The organism is Lentzea flava, from assembly GCF_014648475.1.
Taxonomy (GTDB): Bacteria; Actinomycetota; Actinomycetes; order Mycobacteriales; family Pseudonocardiaceae; genus Lentzea; species Lentzea flava.
On record NZ_BMRE01000006.1, the window covers coordinates 233,856 to 252,801 of the forward strand.

An 18,946-nucleotide genomic window follows, 5' to 3' on the forward strand; every position below is an offset into this window, starting at 1 on the left:
GGCGTCTTGGGCGTGTGCGGAGGTGCGGATGGGCGTCGAGGTGGTCGTCGAGGGTCTGACCAAGTCCTTCGGCAAGCAGACCATCTGGCAGGACGTCACGCTCACGTTGCCGCCCGGTGAGGTCAGCGTGATGCTCGGGCCATCGGGTACCGGCAAGAGCGTGTTCCTGAAGTCGCTGGTCGGTCTGCTCAAGCCGGAGCAGGGCAAGATCATCATCAACGGGACGGATCTGGTGCGGTGCTCCGAGCACCGGCTCTACGAGATCCGGAAGATGTTCGGCGTCCTGTTCCAGGACGGTGCGCTGTTCGGGTCGATGAACCTGTACGACAACATCGCGTTTCCGTTGCGGGAGCACACCCGCAAGACCGAGGCCGAGGTCAGGCGGATCGTCCTCGAGAAGATGGAGATGGTCGGTCTCGTCGGTGCGGAGAAGAAGCTCCCCGGTGAGATCTCCGGCGGTATGCGCAAGCGCGCTGGTCTGGCGCGGGCGCTGGTGCTCGACCCCGAGATCATCCTGTGCGACGAGCCGGACTCCGGGCTCGATCCGGTTCGCACGGCGTACCTGAGCCAGTTGCTGATCGACCTCAACGCGCAGATCGACGCCACGATCCTCATCGTCACGCACAACATCAACATCGCGCGGACCGTGCCGGACAACCTCGGCATGCTGTTCCGGCGCGAGCTCGTCATGTTCGGGCCGCGCGAGGTGCTGCTGACCAGCGACGAGCCCGTGGTCGAGCAGTTCCTCAACGGGCGCAGGCTCGGGCCCATCGGCATGTCCGAGGAGAAGGACCAGGCCACGATGGCCGCCGAGCAGGCGCACGCGGACGCCGGGCACTCCGACGGGTCGCCGGAGGGTGACGTGCGGGGTGTGGTGCCGCAGCTGGAGCCGACACCGGGGCTGCCGTACCGGGACGCGGTCCGCCGCCGCAAGGACCGGGTCATGTCGATCATCCACAAGCTGCCGTACGAGGCGCAGCAGGGGATCATCGCGAGCCTCACGCCCGAGGAGCAGGCGCGGTACAACGTCCACGCGACGATGCCGACCACGCCCAGCCCGTGGCCGCGCCAGGGCGGTGTGCTGTGAGCGTGCAGACGACGTTCCCCGGTGCCGGTGCGCTGCGGGAGACCGGGAAGCTGTGCCAGCTCGGCATCGACGTCACCAGGGCGTCGTTCCGCAGGCCGTTCCAGCTCCGGGAGTTCATTCAGCAGGCCTGGTTCATCGTCAGCGTGACGGTGTTGCCGACGGCGCTCGTGTCCATCCCGTTCGGTGCGGTCATCGCGCTTCAGCTCGGCAGCCTGACCCGCCAGATCGGTGCGCAGTCGTTCACCGGTGCGGCCAGCGTGCTCGCGATCATCCAGCAGGCCAGCCCGATCGTGACGGCACTGCTGATCGCCGGAGCGGGTGGCAGCGCCATCTGCGCGGACCTCGGCAGCCGCAAGATCCGCGAAGAGATCGACGCCATGGAAGTCCTCAGCGTGAGCCCGATCCAACGTCTCGTGGTGCCGCGGGTTCTCGCCGCGATGCTGGTGTCCGTGCTGCTCAACGGCATGGTCAGCGTCGTCGGTGTGCTCGGCGGCTACTTCTTCAACGTGATCATGCAGGACGGCACGCCCGGCGCCTACCTGGCGAGCTTCTCGGCGCTGGCGCAGCTGCCCGACCTGTGGATCAGCGAGATCAAGGCGCTGATCTTCGGGTTCATCGCGGGCATCGTCGCGGCGTACCGGGGGCTCAACCCGGCGGGCGGGCCGAAGGGCGTGGGTGACGCGGTGAACCAGGCCGTGGTCATCACGTTCCTGCTGCTGTTCTTCGTCAACTTCGTCCTCACCACGATCTACCTGCAGGTCGTGCCCGCGAAGGGGAGCTGATGGCGAACAAGGCACTGTCCACTCTGGACGGCTTCGGCGACCAGCTGGCGTTCTACCTCAAGGCGCTGGCGTGGACTCCGCGTGCGATCAAGCGGTACTCGAAGGAGACCATGCGGCTGCTGGCCGAGGTCAGCTTCGGCAGCGGCGCGCTCGCGGTCATCGGCGGCACGATCGGTGTGATGGTCGGGCTGAGCGTCTTCACCGGCACCGTCGTCGGTCTGCAGGGCTTCACCGCGCTCAACCAGATCGGCACGTCGGCGTTCGCCGGCTTCGTGTCCGCCTACTTCAACACCCGTGAGATCGCGCCGCTCGTCGCCGGCCTGGCCCTGAGCGCGACCGTCGGGTCCGGCTTCACGGCGCAGCTCGGTGCCATGCGGATCTCAGAGGAGATCGACGCGCTCGAGGTCATGGGCATCCCCAGCCTGCCGTTCCTCGTCACCACGCGGATCATCGCCGGGTTCGTCGCGATCATCCCGCTGTACGTGATCGGCCTGCTCACGAGCTATCTGGCCGCGCGGACGATCACGGTGGAGTTCTACGGGCAGTCAGCGGGTACGTACGACCACTACTTCAACCTGTTCCTACCCCCGATCGACGTGCTGTGGTCGTTCGGCAAGGTGCTGGTCTTCGCTGTCGTGATCATCATGACCCACTGCTACTACGGCTACCGCGCGAGCGGCGGCCCGGCGGGCGTCGGTGTGGCCGTCGGCCGCGCGGTGCGGACGGCGATCGTCACGACGGCGCTGCTCGACTTCTTCCTGAGCCTCGCGATCTGGGGTGCCACGACGACGGTGAGGATCGCGGGATGAGGAAACGCGTGCTGGGCATCGCCTTTCTTCTCGCGATCGCCATGTTCCTGTCGCTCACGGTGGCGTTGTACAAGGACGCCTTCGGCGAGTACGTGAAGGTCACGCTCAAGACCGACCACATCGGCAACCAGCTGCAGACGGCCAGCGACGTCAAGGTGCGCGGCCTGATCGTCGGTTCGGTGAAGTCCATCCGCACCAGCGGGGACGGCGCCGAGCTGGAGCTCGCGCTGTTGCCGGACAAGGTGAACGAGATCCCGGCCAACGTCAGCGCGCGGCTGCTGCCCAAGACGCTGTTCGGTGAGCGGTACGTGAACCTCGTGCTGCCGCAGCAGAAGAGCGGGGCGATCAAAGAGGGCGCGGTCATCGAGCAGGACCGGACCAGCAGCGCGATCGAGCTGGAACGCGTGCTCGACAACCTGATGCCGGTGCTCCAGTCGATCCAGCCGGAGAAGCTCGCCACCACGCTGACCGCGCTGTCGCAGGCGCTGGACGGCCGGGGCAAGCCGCTCGGCGAGACGCTGGTGTCGCTCGACTCCTACCTCGGTGAGCTCAACCCGCAGCTGCCCGCGCTGAAGGAGAACATCTCCAAGCTCGCGGACGTGTCGAACGTTTACGCCGACGCCGCGCCGGACCTGCTGCAGGCCCTCAACGACATGACCACGACGACCAAGACCGTCGTGGAGCAGCGCGACAACCTCCTGGCGCTGTACGGGTCGCTGACCACCACGTCGCAGGACGTCACCAGCTTCGTGACGGTCAACAAGAACAACATCATCGCGCTCGCCGACACCAGCCGCCCGACGCTCGAGCTGCTGGCCAAGTACGCGCCCGAGTACCCGTGCCTGCTCAAGGGGCTCGCGGAGTTCGAGCCGATCATCAGCAAGGCGTTCGGCGCGGGCACCAACGAGCCCGGTCTGCACATCACGCTGGAGATCACGCAGAACCGCGGCAAGTACAAGCCGAACCTCGACGAGCCCGAGTACAAGGACAAGCGCGGTCCCCGCTGCTACGACCTCGTGCCGCGGCCGAACCCGTTCCCGCAGTACCCGCCGGAGGGCCCGGTGCAGGACGGCTCCAGCTCGCCGCCGCCCGCCCGCGTGGCCCACGACGGCATCCTGCCGCCCGCCAACGCCGGCAACGTCTCCACGTCGTCGGCGCAGGACGTGCTCAGGCTCGCCAACTCGCCGGAGGAAGCCAGGTTGATCGCGGCGCTCTACGGGCCGCAGCTCGGCATGGACCCGCGTGACATGCCCAGCTGGTCGAGCCTGCTGCTCGGACCGCTCGTCAGGGGGACGGAGGTGACGGTCAAGTGAGGGGAGTGCTCGCCCCGCTGCTCAAGCTGATCACCTTCGCGGTGGTCACGATCCTCGCCACGACGCTGCTCGCGGTGACCATCGCCAACGTGAACCTGGCCGGTGCCACGGGCTACAAGGCGCGGTTCACCGACGTCACCGCGCTCAACGAGGGCGACGACATCCGCATCGCCGGTGTGCGCGTCGGGCAGGTCGACGAGATCAAGGTCGTCGACCGCAAGACCGCCGAGGTCGACTTCTCGATCGACGGCGACCGCAAGCTGCCCGCGTCGGTCATCGCGACGATCAAGTACCGCAACCTGGTGGGACAGCGGTACATCGCGCTCGAACCCGGTACCGGTGACACCAAGGCCGTGCTGCCGGAGGGCGGCACGATCCCGTTGGAGCGCACCAAGCCCGCGCTGGACCTCACCGTGCTGTTCAACGGCTTCAAGCCGCTCTTCCAGGCGCTGTCGCCGGAGGACGTGAACAAGCTGTCGTTCGAGATCATCCAGGTGCTGCAGGGAGAAGGCAGCACGATCGACAGCCTGCTGAAGCACACGGCCTCGCTGACCAGCACGCTGGCGAGCAAGGACAAGGTGATCGGCGAGGTCGTCGACAACCTCAACACCGCGCTCGACACGGTGAACTCGCGCGACGAGGACTTCAACCACCTCGTGGTCACGTTGCAGCAGCTCGTCTCCGGGCTCGCGCAGGACCGCCAGCCGATCGGTGACGCGATCACCGCGCTCGGCGACCTGACCAACGCCACCGCGGGACTGCTGGAGCAGGGCCGCGCGCCGTTGAAGAACGACATCGCGCAGCTCGGCCTCGTCTCGCAGACGCTGGCGGACAACGAACAGCTCGTCGACGGCATGTTGCAGCGGCTGCCGAACAAGCTGGAGACGATCACGAGGACCGCCACTTACGGCTCGTGGTTCAACTTCTTCCTGTGCGAGGGCACCGGCCAGGTCGCGGTGCCGCCGGTCATCAACAACCCGGTTCCGATCACTGCGTTGCCGGTGACACAGCAGAGGTGCCGCCGATGAAACAGCGCAACCCGATCAGGACCGGCGCGATCAGCCTCACGGTCATCGCCCTGCTGTTGCTGGCCGCGTTCTACTCCGACGACCTGCCGATCGTCGGCGGTGGCACGAGCTACGCCGCGGACTTCAGCGAGGCAGCCGGGCTGGTGCCGGGCAACGAGGTCCGCGTCGCAGGCGTGAAGGTCGGCAAGGTCACCAAGGTGAAGCTGAACGGCGACCGCGTGCGGGTGACGTTCAAGGTCAAGGACGCCTGGGTGGGCGACAGGACGACCGCGATGATCCGCATCAAGACGTTGCTGGGCCAGAAGTTCCTGGCGCTCGACCCGCAGGGCTCGCAGCCGTTGTCGCCGGGCAACCCGATCCCGAAGGAACGCACTCTCGCGCCGTACGACGTGAACGAGGCGTTCAACGGGCTCGCGACGACCGTCGGCCAGATCGACACCAAGCAGCTCGCGGACAGCTTCACGGTCTTGTCGGACACCTTCAAGAACTCGCCGGAGCACGTGCGGGGCGCGCTGGACGGCCTGTCCGCGCTGTCCAAGACGATCTCCTCGCGCGACGAGCAGCTCGCCAAGCTGCTCGACAACACGAGGCAGCTCACCAAGACGCTGGCCGACCGCAACTCCGAGTTCGAGAAGCTGCTGTCCGACGGCAACCTGCTGCTCGGCGAGCTGCGCAAGCGGCGGGAGGCGATCAGCTCGTTGCTGACCGGCACGCGTGACCTGTCGCGGGAGCTCAGCGGTCTGGTGCAGGACAACCAGAACCAGCTCAAGCCCGCACTGGAGCAGCTCGGCAGGGTCACCACGATCCTGCAGCGCAACCAGGACAACCTCGACCGCAGCCTCGCGCTGATGGCGCCGTTCTACCGGGTGTTCGCGAACACCCTGGGCAACGGGCGCTGGTTCGACACCTACATCTGCGGTCTGCTGCCGCCCTCGGTGAACCTCGGCGTCGTCGGGTTCAACGAGGAAGGCTGCCTGCCTCCGGGGGTGCAGCGATGACAACGGCGGCGAACAGCAGGATCGGGCGGTTCATCGCGATCGCGTGCGTGCTCGCGCTGGTCGTGACTGCCGCGATGTGGTGGGTCTTCGCCGGCATGAACGGGCGCAGGGTCACCGCGCACTTCGCCGCGGCCGTCGGCGTCTACCCAGGCGGTGACGTGCGGGTGCTGGGCGTGAAGGTCGGCACCATCGACGAGGTCGTGCCGGAGGGCAAGACGGTCAGGGTCGTCTTCACTGTCGACCGCTCGGTGCGGGTCCCGGAGAACGCGCAGGCCGTCGTCGTCGCGCCGAGCGTGGTCAGCGACCGGTACGTGCAGCTCGCGCCCGCCTACACCGGTGGGCCGACGATGGGCGACGACGCCGTGATCCCGCGCGAGCGCACCGCGACGCCGGTCGAGCTGGACGACCTCTACCAGTCGTTGGACAAGCTCACGACCGCGTTGGGTCCCAACGGCGCGAACGCCGACGGGGCGCTGGCGGACCTGCTGAACGCGGCGGCGAAGAACCTCGAGGGCAACGGCCAGGCGCTCAACGACACGTTGAAGAACCTCGGCCAGGCCACGCGGACGCTGTCGGGGTCCAAAGAGGACTTGTTCGCGACCGTCGACAACCTGCAGAAGTTCACCGCGATGCTGGCCGCGAACGACAGCCAGGTGCGGGACTTCAACAAGCAGCTCGCCGACGTGTCGAAGATGCTCGCCGACGAGCGCGGTGACCTCGGTGCCGCGCTGAACGAGCTCGCGACCGCGCTGCAGCAGGTGCAGGGCTTCATCAAGGACAACCGCGAGGTGCTGAAGTCCAATGTGGACAAGCTGGCCTCGATCACGCAGGTGCTGGTGAACCAGCGGGCCGCGCTGGCGGAGACGCTCGACGTCGCGCCGCTCGCGCTGGGCAACCTGCAGAACTCCTACAACGCGGCGTCCGGCACGCTCGACACCCGCGCGAACATCAACGAGCTGAACCAGCCGCCGATCGTGTTGATCTGCAAGCTGGTGCAGCAGGCGACGCCGAACAACGTGCCGCAGGTGCTCGCGCAGACGTGCAAGCAGCTGGAGCCGATCCTGACCGGCGCGGTGCCGCTGCCGACTCCGGCCCAGGCGATCTCCGACCTGAACGCGGGCAAGCTGCCGCTGCCCCTCCCGGCCGCGGGGGTGCCGCGATGAGGAAGCTCGCGATCGTGTTGTCCGCTCTGGTGCTGGCCGGGTGCGGTTCCGGCGGGTTCGACGGCGTCTACAACATGCCGCTGCCCGGCGGTGCCGACGTCGGTGACCACCCGTACCGGGTCAAGGCGCAGTTCAAGGACGTGCTGGACCTCGTGCCGCAGGCCGGCGTGAAGGTCAACGACGTGCCCGTCGGACGGGTCGAGAAGATCGACCTGGCACCCGACGGCTGGACCGCCGAGGTCACCATGCTGGTCAACGGTGACGTGCAGCTGCCCGCGAACGCGTTCGCGAACCTGCGGCAGTCGGCGTTGCTGGGCGAGAAGTTCGTCGAGCTGGGTAAGCCCAAGGACGCCAGCGGAAAGCTGGCGGACAACGCGGTGATCCCGCTGACCAAGACGAACCGCAACCCCGAGGTCGAAGAGGTCTTCGGCGCGCTGTCGATGCTGCTCAACGGTGGTGGTGTTGCCCAGCTGCAGAACATCACCAAGGAGCTCAACGCGGCGTTGGAGGGCAACGAGCAGGAGATCCGCTCGCTGCTCGGCAACCTGAACACGTTCGTCGGGGAGCTCGACAAGCACAAGGCGGAGATCGTCCGCGCGCTCGACTCGATCAACCGCCTCGCCGGAACGCTGGCGCAGCAGCGGGAGAAGATCGCGGTGGCGCTGACGGACCTCGAGCCGGGGCTGCGGGTGATCGCGGAGCAGCGCACGCAGCTCGTGACGCTGCTGCAGTCGCTGGACAAGCTCTCCGACGTCGCGACGGACACGGTGAACAAGAGCCGGGACGACATCGTGGCCGACCTGAAGGCGCTGCAGCCGACGCTGACGAAGCTCGTCGAGTCCGGGCAGAACCTGCCCAAGGCGTTCGAGCTGCTGTTGACCTACCCGTTCCCGGACGAGGCCGTTGACGGCGTCAAGGGCGACTACTCGAACGCGTTCATCGACCTGGATCTCAACCTCGGCACGGTGCTCGACAACCTGAGCCGGTCGCGGCAGTCGCCGCTCGACGGGTTGCTGCCGAGCCAGGGCACGCCGTTGCCGATGCCGAACATCCCGCTGCCGAACCTCGGGCAGGGCACCGGGTCCGGGCTGGGCGACCTGCTCGGCGGCCTGCTGGGAGGTGGTCGCAAGTGATCACGCGGGGCACCAAGTTCAAGATCGCGGCGTTCGTGCTGGTCGCGCTGCTGGGCATCTCGTACGTGAGCGCCAACTACGTCGGGCTGTTCCGGTCGTCGTCGAAGGTCGTGACGATGCAGCTCGCCGACTCGGGTGGCATCTTCACCAACGCCGAGGTCACCTACCGCGGCGTGACGATCGGCCGGGTCGGGCAACTGCGGCTGACCTCAGAGGGCATCGAGGTCGACCTGGAGCTGGACGCGGACGCACCGCCGGTGCCCGCGTCGACCGAGGCCGTGGTGGCGAACCGGTCGGCCGTCGGTGAGCAGTTCGTGGACCTGCGGCCGAAGAGCGACGGCGGCCCGTACCTGGAGGCGGGGTCGGTCATCCCGCGCTCGGCCACGAAGACGCCGCCTCCGGTCGACGGCCTGCTGTCGAACCTGGACGCGTTCGCGTCGTCGGTGCCGACGGACTCGCTGAAGACCGTCGTCGACGAGCTGCACACCGCGTTCAGCGGCACGGGCGGCGACCTGCAGGTGCTGATCGACAACACCTCGGCGTTCACCGCGGCTGCTCGCGAGCACCTGCCGCAGACGACCCAGCTGCTGAAGGACGGCAAGATCGTGCTGTCCACGCAGGCCGCTTCCGGTGGAGCCATCCGGTCGTTCAGCGGTGACCTGAGGTTGATCGCGGAGCAGCTCAAGGCGTCCGACGGCGACCTGCGCCGGTTGATCGTGGCGGTGCCGCCGGCGTCCGAGCAGGTGTCGGCGCTGCTGAAGGAGAGCGGTCCGAACCTCGGCGTGGTGTTCGCGAACCTGCTGACCACGTCGAACATCCTCGTGACCAGGCGTGACGGTTTGGAGCAGATTGCGGTGACGTACCCCATCGCCGTCGGCGGTGGCTTCACCGTGGCGCCGGGCGACGGGACCGCGCACTTCGGCCTCGCACTGAACGTGTTCGACCCCATGCCCTGCACCGTCGGCTACGAGGGCACGACCATCCGCCCTGGTAACGACACGTCTGCGGCGCCGCTGAACACCCAGGCGTACTGCGCTCTCGCGCGCGGTAGTGCGACCTCGGTGCGAGGCTCGCAGAATGCTCCGTACGGTGGAACGCCGACGACACCGGTCGGCAACGCGACGACGCAGCCGGGCCAGGAGCCGACCGGGCAGCAGTCCGCGCCGGAGCTGCCGCTGCTGACGTCGCTGGGCCAGCTGCTGGGTTTGCCAGAGGAGAAGAAGTAGTGCGGATCTTCACGGTGGTCGCCGTGGTCCTCGCGGTGCTGACGTTCGGCTACGCCGCGTACTTCGGCGTGGCCTGGTACTCGGCGTCGCACTCGTCGGAGTCGGAGTTCGCCGCGACCCGCGACGAGGCCCTGCGCTCCGGCCAGGTGGGCATCACGAACTTCCTGACGCTGGACTACCGCAAGGTCGACGAGGACCTGCAGCGCTGGCTCAACTCGTCCACCGGCGAACTGCGCGCCGAGATCGACAAGGACAAGGACTCGCGCAAGAAGCAGCTGGTCGACGCCAAGTCCGCGACGACGTCCAAGGTCCTCGACTCGGCCATCACCGAGCTGGACGACCGCGCCGGCACCGCGACGATGATCGCCGTCGTCGAGAGCACGGTGACCCCCGACAACGGCCAGAAGGTCACCAAGATCAACCGGTACCTGACCAAGCTCACCCGCACCGACGACGGCTGGAAGCTGAGCCAGCTGGGTCCGCTGCGGGCGGGCGTCTGATTGGACGAGCGCTCGTGCCCCCATCCCGCCGCCGCCCCATCCCCACGCCGCCGGCCGGTGGCCGCCCGAAGGTGGCCGGCCTGCACAGGCGCTCTTCGACGTCCGACGAGCCCGCTGTCGAGGCTGTCGCTCCGGAGGTGACGGAAGAGGCGGAGGAGGAGCTCAAGGCCCCGACGGCGGTCGAGTGGACGCCTCCGGCCACGAAGCAGCCGAAGCCGGCCCCGAAGGCCGCGGAGCCCTCGAAGCCTTCTGAGTCCTCGGAGTCCTCGGACGCCGAGCCCACGTCGCGGCCCACCTGGTTGCTCCCGGTCGCGCTGCTCGTGGTCGCGGTGCTGCTGGGCGGCCTGGGCACGTTCTTCCTGCTCAAGTCCCGCTCGGTGACCTACGACGCCGCCCTGGTCGACTCCGCGACCACCTCGGCGGTGAACGGCCAGGTCCGCGAGGCCGTGGAGAAGTCGTTCTCCTACAACTTCGCCGACGTCGAATCCACCGAGAAGGCGGCCCGCGAGCTGCTGACCGGCAAGGCGCTGTGCCAGTACAACGCCGTGTTCGGCCCGGTGAAGCAGGTCGCCCCCCAGCAGAAGCTGGTCGTGACCGTCCGAGTCGTCTCCTCCGCCGTGTCGTCCCTGAAGGACGGCCACGCCACCGTCCTGGTCTTCGCCGACCAGGTCACCACCCGCACCACCGACAACCAGTCGGGCGGCGGCACCGCCATGCTCCGCGTGAGCGCGGTCGACGACGGCGGCCGGTGGAAGATCGACAACATGGAGATGTTCGGCGCCACCGCCGAGCAGAACCAGCAGCTGCAGAACTGCTGACCGCAACGCGGGGCGCGGCGCTGGTCGTTTGGGTCGGGCCGGTGTCGGCGCCAGTTCGTCGGTGCCCTAAGATCAACAACCCTCAGGCACCCCCTGAATGCACCCGCGAAACCCTCTCCGCCAGCCCCGACACGCGTGATCTCGGTCACACAATTCTCGTGGCGCTCTGTAAGTCCGCTCGAAGCCGCCAACTTCCCACCAAATCGGCTGCACGCGTGTTTGTGCAGGTCAAATGGGTGACTTACGGTAAATGTCGCTCCATCCACAGGGTGGATCGACTGTCCACATCTTGACTGCACGCTCATGCAGGGTCACTCTGTCGGTGAGCAAGAGGAGGGTCCTTCCAGGTGCCTCTCGACAGTCGCCGTGCGCGTGGCTAGACTGCCCCTTTGCGCTGCCCATTTTCCGCTTGCCCTTCGCCGAGAGCGTGGATTAGTCGGGCATCGCCGCACCCTTGACAGCCGTGCTAGTTCGCTCTAGCCAGCTACCTGTCCCTGGAAGGACGCATCTTGGCGATCTCTCGCGCGACCAAGGCCACTGCTGCGACCAACTCCACGTCGGGGATCCCTGGAGCGCCGAAGCGCGTCTCGTTCGCAAAGATTCACGAGCCGCTCTCGACGCCCAACCTGCTCGACCTGCAGATCCAGTCCTTCGAATGGCTCACCGGCGATGAGGCGTGGTTCCAGCGCCGCGTCGACGCCGGTGACGAGACCCCGACCAGTGGTCTCGAAGAGGTTCTCAACGAGATCTCTCCGATCGAGGACTTCTCCGGCTCCATGTCACTGTCCTTCTCCGACCCGCGCTTCGACGAGGTCAAGGCCTCGACCGAAGAGTGCAAGGACAAGGACATGACGTACGCGGCACCGCTGTTCGTCACGGCGGAGTTCACCAACCACACCACTGGTGAGATCAAGAGCCAGACGGTGTTCATGGGTGACTTCCCGATGATGACGGACAAGGGCACGTTCATCATCAACGGCACCGAGCGCGTGGTTGTCTCGCAGCTCGTGCGTTCGCCAGGTGTCTACTACGACACCGCGGTCGACAAGACGACGGACAAGGACGTCTTCAGCGTCAAGATCATCCCGTCCCGGGGTGCCTGGCTGGAGTTCGACGTCGACAAGCGCGACACCGTGGGTGTCCGCATCGACCGCAAGCGTCGCCAGCCGGTGACGGTGCTGCTGAAGGCTCTGGGCTGGAGCACCGAGCAGATCCGCGAGCGGTTCGCGTTCAGCGAGACGTTGCTGACCACGCTCGAGAAGGACCACACCGCGGGTACCGACGAGGCGTTGCTCGACATCTACCGCAAGCTGCGTCCCGGCGAGCCGCCGACGAAGGAGTCCGCGCAGGCCCTGCTGGAGAACCTGTTCTTCAAGGACAAGCGCTACGACCTCGCCAAGGTTGGCCGCTACAAGGTCAACAAGAAGCTGGGTCTGGACACCGACATCAACACCGGCGTGCTGACCGAGGACGACATCGTCACGACGATCGAGTACCTCGTCCGCCTGCACGCGGGTGAGACGCAGATGGACGGCGCCAACGGCACCGAGGTTCCCGTCGAGGTCGACGACATCGACCACTTCGGCAACCGCCGCCTGCGCACCGTCGGTGAGCTGATCCAGAACCAGATCCGCGTCGGTCTGTCCCGCATGGAGCGCGTCGTCCGCGAGCGCATGACCACGCAGGACGTCGAGGCCATCACGCCGCAGACCCTGATCAACATCCGTCCCGTCGTGGCGGCGATCAAGGAGTTCTTCGGCACCTCGCAGCTGTCGCAGTTCATGGACCAGACCAACCCGCTCGCGGGTCTGACCCACAAGCGCCGCCTGTCGGCGCTGGGTCCCGGTGGTCTCTCCCGTGAGCGCGCCGGCATGGAGGTCCGCGACGTCCACCCGTCGCACTACGGCCGCATGTGCCCGATCGAGACGCCGGAAGGCCCGAACATCGGTCTGATCGGTTCGCTCTCGTCGTACGCGCGGGTCAACCCGTTCGGCTTCATCGAGACGCCGTACCGCAAGGTCGTCGACGGCCGGGTCACCGACCAGATCGACTACCTGACCGCGGACGAGGAAGACCGCTTCGTCAAGGCGCAGGCCAACTCGCCGACCGACGAAGAGGGCAACTTCACCGACGACCGCGTCCTGGTCCGCAAGAAGGGCGGCGAGGTCGAGTTCATCGACCCGATGGACGTCGACTACATGGACGTCTCGCCGCGCCAGATGGTGTCGGCCGCGACCGCCATGATCCCGTTCCTCGAGCACGACGACGCGAACCGCGCCCTGATGGGTGCGAACATGCAGCGTCAGGCCGTGCCGCTGCTGCGTTCCGAGTCGCCGCTGGTCGGCACCGGCATGGAGCTGCGCGCCGCCGTCGACGCCGGTGACGTCGTCGTCGCGAAGAAGACGGGTGTGGTCGAGGAGGTCTCCGCCGACTACATCACCGTCATGGCCGACGACGGTGCGCGCAACACCTACGCGCTGCACAAGTTCCGTCGCTCGAACCAGGGCACCTGCATCAACCAGAAGCCCATCGTCAACGAGGGCGACCGGGTCGAGGCGGGTCAGGTCCTGGCCGACGGGCCGTGCACCGAGAACGGTGAGATGGCGCTCGGCAAGAACCTGCTCGTGGCGATCATGCCGTGGGAAGGCCACAACTACGAGGACGCGATCATCCTGTCGCAGCGCCTCGTGCAGGACGACGTTCTGACCTCGATCCACATCGAGGAGCACGAGATCGACGCCCGCGACACGAAGCTGGGTGCCGAGGAGATCACGCGGGACATCCCGAACGTCTCCGAGGAGGTTCTCGCCGACCTCGACGAGCGCGGCATCATCCGCATCGGTGCCGAGGTGCAGCCTGGCGACATCCTCGTCGGCAAGGTCACGCCCAAGGGTGAGACCGAGCTGACCCCCGAGGAGCGCCTGCTCCGCGCGATCTTCGGTGAGAAGGCGCGCGAGGTCCGCGACACCTCGCTCAAGGTGCCGCACGGTGAGTACGGCAAGGTCATCGGCATCCGCGTCTTCTCGCGTGAGGACGACGACGAGCTGCCTCCGGGCGTCAACGAGCTCGTCCGCGTCTACGTGGCCCAGAAGCGCAAGATCCAGGACGGTGACAAGCTCGCCGGCCGCCACGGCAACAAGGGCGTCATCGGCAAGATCCTCCCCGTCGAGGACATGCCGTTCCTCGAGGACGGCACGCCGGTCGACATCATCCTGAACACGCACGGTGTGCCGCGTCGTATGAACATCGGCCAGGTGCTGGAGACCCACCTCGGGTGGATCGCCAAGCAGGGCTGGAGCATCAACGGCGACCCGGACTGGGCGAAGAACCTGCCCGAGGAGCTGTACGACGTCGAGCCGAACACCCGGACGGCGACGCCGGTGTTCGACGGCGCGAAGGAAGAGGAGATCACGGGTCTGCTGGGCTCGACCATCCCGAACCGCGACGGTGTGCGGATGGTCAAGGAGAACGGCAAGGCTCAGCTCTTCGACGGTCGCTCCGGCGAGCCGTACCCGTTCCCGGTGTCGGTCGGCTACATGTACATCCTCAAGCTGCTGCACCTGGTCGACGACAAGATCCACGCGCGTTCGACCGGCCCGTACTCGATGATCACGCAGCAGCCGCTGGGTGGTAAGGCGCAGTTCGGTGGTCAGCGCTTCGGTGAGATGGAGTGCTGGGCGATGCAGGCGTACGGCGCCGCGTACACCCTGCAGGAGCTGCTCACCATCAAGTCCGACGACGTGCTCGGTCGCGTGAAGGTCTACGAGGCCATCGTCAAGGGCGAGAACATCCCGGAACCCGGTATCCCGGAGTCCTTCAAGGTGCTGCTCAAGGAGCTGCAGTCGCTGTGCCTCAACGTCGAGGTCCTGTCTTCGGACGGTGCCGCGATCGAGATGCGCGACGGCGACGACGAGGACCTGGAGCGCGCGGCCGCGAACCTCGGCATCAACCTGTCGCGGTCCGAGTCGCCCTCCGTGGACGACGTCGTCAACTAGTCACCTCGCCTGGTCAGGGAGCGCAATGCCTCCCGCGTAGCGCTCCCTGACCTTTCCGACCAGCTCCAGCTGCCACCGATCTAAAAAGGGGAAGAGAGTAGACGTGCTCGACGTCAACTTCTTCGATGAGCTCCGCATCGGTCTCGCGACCGCGGACGACATCCGCCAGTGGTCCTACGGCGAGGTCAAGAAGCCCGAGACCATCAACTACCGCACGCTCAAGCCCGAGAAGGACGGCTTGTTCTGCGAGAAGATCTTCGGTCCCACCAGGGACTGGGAGTGCTACTGCGGCAAGTACAAGCGCGTGCGCTTCAAGGGCATCATCTGTGAGCGCTGCGGCGTCGAGGTGACCCGTGCGAAGGTGCGTCGTGAGCGCATGGGCCACATCGAGCTCGCCGCTCCGGTCACGCACATCTGGTACTTCAAGGGCGTTCCCAGCCGGTTGGGCTACCTGCTCGACCTGGCCCCCAAGGACCTCGAGAAGATCATCTACTTCGCCGCCTACGTCATCGTGGGCGTGAACACCGAGCTGCGCCACAACGACCTGCCGACGCTCGAGAGCGAGATGCAGGTCGAGCGCAAGCGCGTCGAGAACCGCCGTGACGCGGACGTCGAGGCGCGTGCTCAGAAGCTGGAAGCCGACCTGGCCGAGCTGGAGGCGGAGGGCGCCAAGTCCGACGTCCGCCGCAAGGTCAAGGAGGGCGGCGAGCGCGAGATGCGCCAGCTCCGCGACCGCGCCCAGCGCGAGCTGGACCGGCTCGACGAGATCTGGAGCACCTTCACCAAGCTGGAGAAGGGTCAGCTCATCGCGGACGAGCTGCTCTACCGCGAGCTGTACGACCGCTACGGCGACTACTTCACCGGTGCCATGGGCGCCGAGGCCATCCAGAAGCTGCTGGGTGACTACGACGTCGACGCCGAGGCCGAGGTCCTGCGCGAGACGATCCGCAGCGGCAAGGGCCAGAAGAAGCTGCGCGCGCTCAAGCGGCTGAAGGTCGTCGCCGCGTTCCAGGCGACCCGCAACAACCCGCAGGGCATGGTGCTGGACTGCGTTCCGGTCATCCCGCCGGACCTGCGCCCGATGGTGCAGCTCGACGGTGGCCGCTTCGCGACCTCCGACCTGAACGACCTGTACCGCCGCGTCATCAACCGCAACAACCGCCTCAAGCGACTGATCGACCTCGGCGCGCCCGAGATCATCGTCAACAACGAGAAGCGGATGCTGCAGGAGGCCGTCGACGCGCTGTTCGACAACGGCCGCCGCGGCCGTCCGGTCACCGGTCCCGGTAACCGCCCGCTGAAGTCCCTGTCCGACCTGCTGAAGGGCAAGCAGGGCCGGTTCCGCCAGAACCTGCTCGGCAAGCGCGTCGACTACTCCGGCCGTTCGGTCATCGTGGTCGGCCCGCAGCTCAAGCTGCACCAGTGCGGTCTGCCCAAGCAGATGGCGCTGGAGCTCTTCAAGCCGTTCGTGATGAAGCGGCTCGTGGACCTCAACCACGCGCAGAACATCAAGTCCGCCAAGCGGATGGTCGAGCGTGCGCGCCCGGCCGTGTGGGACGTGCTGGAAGAGGTCATCACCGAGCACCCGGTGCTGCTCAACCGTGCTCCTACGCTGCACCGCCTCGGCATCCAGGCCTTCGAGCCGCAGCTGGTCGAGGGCAAGGCCATCCAGCTGCACCCGCTGGTCTGTGAGGCGTTCAACGCCGACTTCGACGGTGACCAGATGGCTGTTCACCTGCCGCTGTCGGCCGAGGCGCAGGCCGAGGCCCGCGTGCTGATGCTGTCGTCGAACAACATCCTGTCCCCGGCGTCCGGCAAGCCGCTGGCCATGCCGCGTCTGGACATGGTGACGGGCCTGTACCACCTGACCCGTCACAAGGCCGGCGACATCGGCGAGGGCCACTCGTTCTCGTCCCCGGCCGAGGCCCTGATGGCGTTCGACCGCAAGGTCCTGGGCCTGCAGGCGATGGTGAAGATCCGGATCACGGACAAGAACCCGCCGAAGGGCCAGGAGCCGGAGGGCTGGGAGCCCGGTCAGCCGTGGCTCGCGGAGACCACGCTGGGTCGCGTGCTGTTCAACGAGATCCTGCCGCAGGACTACGCCTTCATCAACGAGGTCATGCCCAAGAAGCGGCAGGCCGTGATCATCAACGACCTCGCTGAGCGGTACCCGATGGTCACCGTCGCCCGGACGCTGGACAAGCTGAAGGACGCCGGTTTCTACTGGGCCACCCGTTCCGGCGTGACCGTCGCGATCTCGGACGTCCTCGTGCCCGCCGCGAAGCAGGACATCCTCGAGGAGCACGAGCGCCTCGCGGACGCGGTGGAGAAGCGCTACCAGCGCGGTCAGCTCTCCCACGAGGAGCGCAACTCCGAGCTGGTCAAGGTGTGGACCAAGGCCACCGAGCAGGTCCACGAGATCATGGAAGACAACTTCCCCGAGGACAACTCGATCCGCGTCATCGTCCAGTCCGGCGCCGCCGGCAACATGACGCAGGTCCGTTCGCTCGCGGGTATGCGTGGTCTCGTGACCAACCCGAAGGGTGAGTACATCCCGCGCCCGATCAAGAACTCGTTCCGCGAGGGCTTGTCGGTGCTGGAGTACTTCATCGCGACGCACGGTGCCCGCAAGGGTCTCGCCGACACCGCGCTCCGCACCGCCGACTCGGGTTACCTGACCCGTCGTCTGGTGGACGTCTCGCAGGACGTCATCATCCGCGAGGTCGACTGCGGCACCACGCGCGGCGTGAACATGACCGTCGGCGAGCAGGTGGGCGACAAGGTCGTCCTGCACGAGTTCGCGCAGACGTCGGTCTACGCCCGCACGGTCGCGGACGACATCCACGACGCGCAGGGCAACCTGATCCTGAACCGCGGCGACGACCTCGGCGACCCGGCGATGCAGTCGCTGGTCGAGGCCGGCATCCTCCGCGTGAAGGTGCGCTCGGTGCTGACCTGCGAGTCGGCCGTCGGTGTGTGCGCGTCCTGCTACGGCCGCTCGATGGCGACCGGCAAGCTGGTCGACGTCGGCGAGGCCGTCGGCATCGTCGCCGCCCAGTCGATCGGTGAGCCCGGTACGCAGCTGACGATGCGTACGTTCCACCAGGGTGGTGTGGCCGGTGACGACATCACGACCGGTCTGCCCCGTGTCCAGGAGCTCTTCGAGGCCCGCGTCCCGAAGGGCAAGGCGCCGATCGCCGACGTCGACGGCCGCGTCCGCATCGAGGACGGCGACCGCTTCTGGAAGATCACGCTGATCCCGGACGACGGCTCCGAGGAGATCGTGTTCGAGAAGCTGTCCAAGCGTCAGCGTCTCGCCAACACGGCGACGGGCCCGCTGCAGGACGGCGACCACGTGGCCGTCGGCCAGCAGCTGCTGGAAGGTACCCCGGACCCGCACGAGGTCCTGCGCGTCATGGGCCCGCGCGAGGCCCAGCTGCACCTGGTGCAGGAAGTGCAGAAGGTGTACCGCGCCCAGGGTGTGGCCATCCACGACAAGCACATCGAGGTCATCGTCCGGCAGATGCTCCGCCGGGTCACGATCATCGACTCCGGCGCGACCGAGTTCCTGCCGGGCTCGCTGGTCGAGCGCGCTGACTTCGAGTCGGGCAACCGCGCCGTCGTCGCCGAGGGCGGCGAGCCGGCCGCCGGTCGTCCGGTGCTGATGGGTATCACGAAGGCCTCGCTGGCCACCGACTCGTGGCTGTCCGCGGCGTCGTTCCAGGAGACCACTCGTGTGCTGACCGACGCCGCCATCAACGGGCGTTCGGACAAGCTCATCGGTCTGAAGGAGAACGTGATCATCGGTAAGTTGATCCCGGCTGGTACGGGCATCAACCGCTACCGCAACATCCAGGTCCAGCCGACCGAGGAGGCGCGTGCGGCCGCGTACGCGATCCCCTCGTACGACGACGGGTACTACACGCCGGACGTCTTCGGGACTGGGACTGGCGCTGCGGTGCCGTTGGACGACTACGACTTCGGTCGCGACTACCGGTAGTCGTTTGGTGTGAGGAACGGCCCCTGGAAGCGTTTGGGCGAGTTCTAGGGGTCGTCGCAACACAACTGATCAACTGGCTTGGGCCAGGAGCTTA

At 67.1% G+C, this 18,946-nt stretch carries 13 protein-coding genes; all 13 read left to right on the forward strand.

Annotated features, from left to right (window positions below):
* The first annotated feature begins 28 nt into the window (after positions 1-28).
* Complete coding sequence (locus IEZ09_RS11780; protein ID WP_189253666.1) at positions 29-1,087, forward strand: ABC transporter ATP-binding protein; 1,059 nt, start codon at positions 29-31, stop codon at positions 1,085-1,087.
* Positions 1,084-1,869 carry an MlaE family ABC transporter permease gene (locus tag IEZ09_RS11785; protein WP_189253667.1) on the forward strand — a complete coding sequence of 262 codons (786 nt, stop codon included), beginning with the start codon at positions 1,084-1,086 and terminating at the stop codon, positions 1,867-1,869. The genes IEZ09_RS11780 and IEZ09_RS11785 overlap by 4 nt, the downstream gene beginning before the upstream one ends.
* Complete coding sequence (locus tag IEZ09_RS11790) at positions 1,869-2,678, forward strand: MlaE family ABC transporter permease (protein WP_189253668.1); 810 nt, start codon at positions 1,869-1,871, stop codon at positions 2,676-2,678. The genes IEZ09_RS11785 and IEZ09_RS11790 overlap by 1 nt, the downstream gene beginning before the upstream one ends.
* On the forward strand, positions 2,675-3,991 hold the full coding sequence (locus tag IEZ09_RS11795; protein ID WP_189253669.1) for an MCE family protein: 1,317 nt from the start codon (positions 2,675-2,677) through the stop codon (positions 3,989-3,991). Before IEZ09_RS11790 ends, IEZ09_RS11795 begins: the two co-directional genes overlap by 4 nt.
* Positions 3,988-5,019 (forward strand): MCE family protein, encoded by a 1,032-nt coding sequence (locus tag IEZ09_RS11800; RefSeq protein ID WP_189253670.1) that lies wholly within the window; start codon positions 3,988-3,990, stop codon positions 5,017-5,019. The genes IEZ09_RS11795 and IEZ09_RS11800 overlap by 4 nt, the downstream gene beginning before the upstream one ends.
* Positions 5,016-6,017 (forward strand): MCE family protein, encoded by a 1,002-nt coding sequence (locus tag IEZ09_RS11805; protein WP_189253671.1) that lies wholly within the window; start codon positions 5,016-5,018, stop codon positions 6,015-6,017. Before IEZ09_RS11800 ends, IEZ09_RS11805 begins: the two co-directional genes overlap by 4 nt.
* Positions 6,014-7,180 carry an MCE family protein gene (locus tag IEZ09_RS11810; RefSeq protein ID WP_189253672.1) on the forward strand — a complete coding sequence of 389 codons (1,167 nt, stop codon included), beginning with the start codon at positions 6,014-6,016 and terminating at the stop codon, positions 7,178-7,180. Before IEZ09_RS11805 ends, IEZ09_RS11810 begins: the two co-directional genes overlap by 4 nt.
* Positions 7,177-8,313, forward strand: a complete 1,137-nt coding sequence (locus IEZ09_RS11815; RefSeq protein WP_189253673.1) for an MCE family protein — start codon at positions 7,177-7,179, stop codon at positions 8,311-8,313. The genes IEZ09_RS11810 and IEZ09_RS11815 overlap by 4 nt, the downstream gene beginning before the upstream one ends.
* Positions 8,310-9,539, forward strand: a complete 1,230-nt coding sequence (locus IEZ09_RS11820; protein WP_189253674.1) for an MCE family protein — start codon at positions 8,310-8,312, stop codon at positions 9,537-9,539. Before IEZ09_RS11815 ends, IEZ09_RS11820 begins: the two co-directional genes overlap by 4 nt.
* Positions 9,539-10,039, forward strand: coding sequence for an Rv1363c family protein (locus IEZ09_RS11825; protein WP_189253675.1), 501 nt, complete (start codon positions 9,539-9,541; stop codon positions 10,037-10,039). The genes IEZ09_RS11820 and IEZ09_RS11825 overlap by 1 nt, the downstream gene beginning before the upstream one ends.
* Positions 10,040-10,053: 14 nt before the next feature.
* Positions 10,054-10,857: a hypothetical protein gene (locus IEZ09_RS11830; RefSeq protein WP_189253676.1), complete on the forward strand. Its 804-nt coding sequence runs from the start codon at positions 10,054-10,056 to the stop codon at positions 10,855-10,857.
* A 509-nt stretch (positions 10,858-11,366) separates the two neighbouring features.
* Complete coding sequence (gene rpoB / locus IEZ09_RS11835) at positions 11,367-14,852, forward strand: DNA-directed RNA polymerase subunit beta (RefSeq protein ID WP_189253677.1); 3,486 nt, start codon at positions 11,367-11,369, stop codon at positions 14,850-14,852.
* Between the two features lie 103 nt (positions 14,853-14,955).
* A complete protein-coding gene (locus IEZ09_RS11840) occupies positions 14,956-18,852 on the forward strand; it encodes a DNA-directed RNA polymerase subunit beta' (protein WP_189253678.1) in 3,897 nt (1,298 codons plus the stop codon).
* Positions 18,853-18,946 lie beyond the last annotated feature (94 nt).

What these genes read in the sequence shown, in the direction of transcription:
- IEZ09_RS11780 (WP_189253666.1), top strand. Translation starts at nt 29, where the DNA reads ATGGGCGTCGAGGTGGTCGTCGAGGGTCTGACCAAGTCCTTCGGCAAG.
- IEZ09_RS11790 (WP_189253668.1), top strand. Translation starts at nt 1,869, where the DNA reads ATGGCGAACAAGGCACTGTCCACTCTGGACGGCTTCGGCGACCAGCTG.
- IEZ09_RS11815 (WP_189253673.1), top strand. Translation starts at nt 7,177, where the DNA reads ATGAGGAAGCTCGCGATCGTGTTGTCCGCTCTGGTGCTGGCCGGGTGC.
- IEZ09_RS11795 (WP_189253669.1), top strand. Translation starts at nt 2,675, where the DNA reads ATGAGGAAACGCGTGCTGGGCATCGCCTTTCTTCTCGCGATCGCCATG.
- IEZ09_RS11805 (WP_189253671.1), top strand. Translation starts at nt 5,016, where the DNA reads ATGAAACAGCGCAACCCGATCAGGACCGGCGCGATCAGCCTCACGGTC.
- IEZ09_RS11810 (WP_189253672.1), top strand. Translation starts at nt 6,014, where the DNA reads ATGACAACGGCGGCGAACAGCAGGATCGGGCGGTTCATCGCGATCGCG.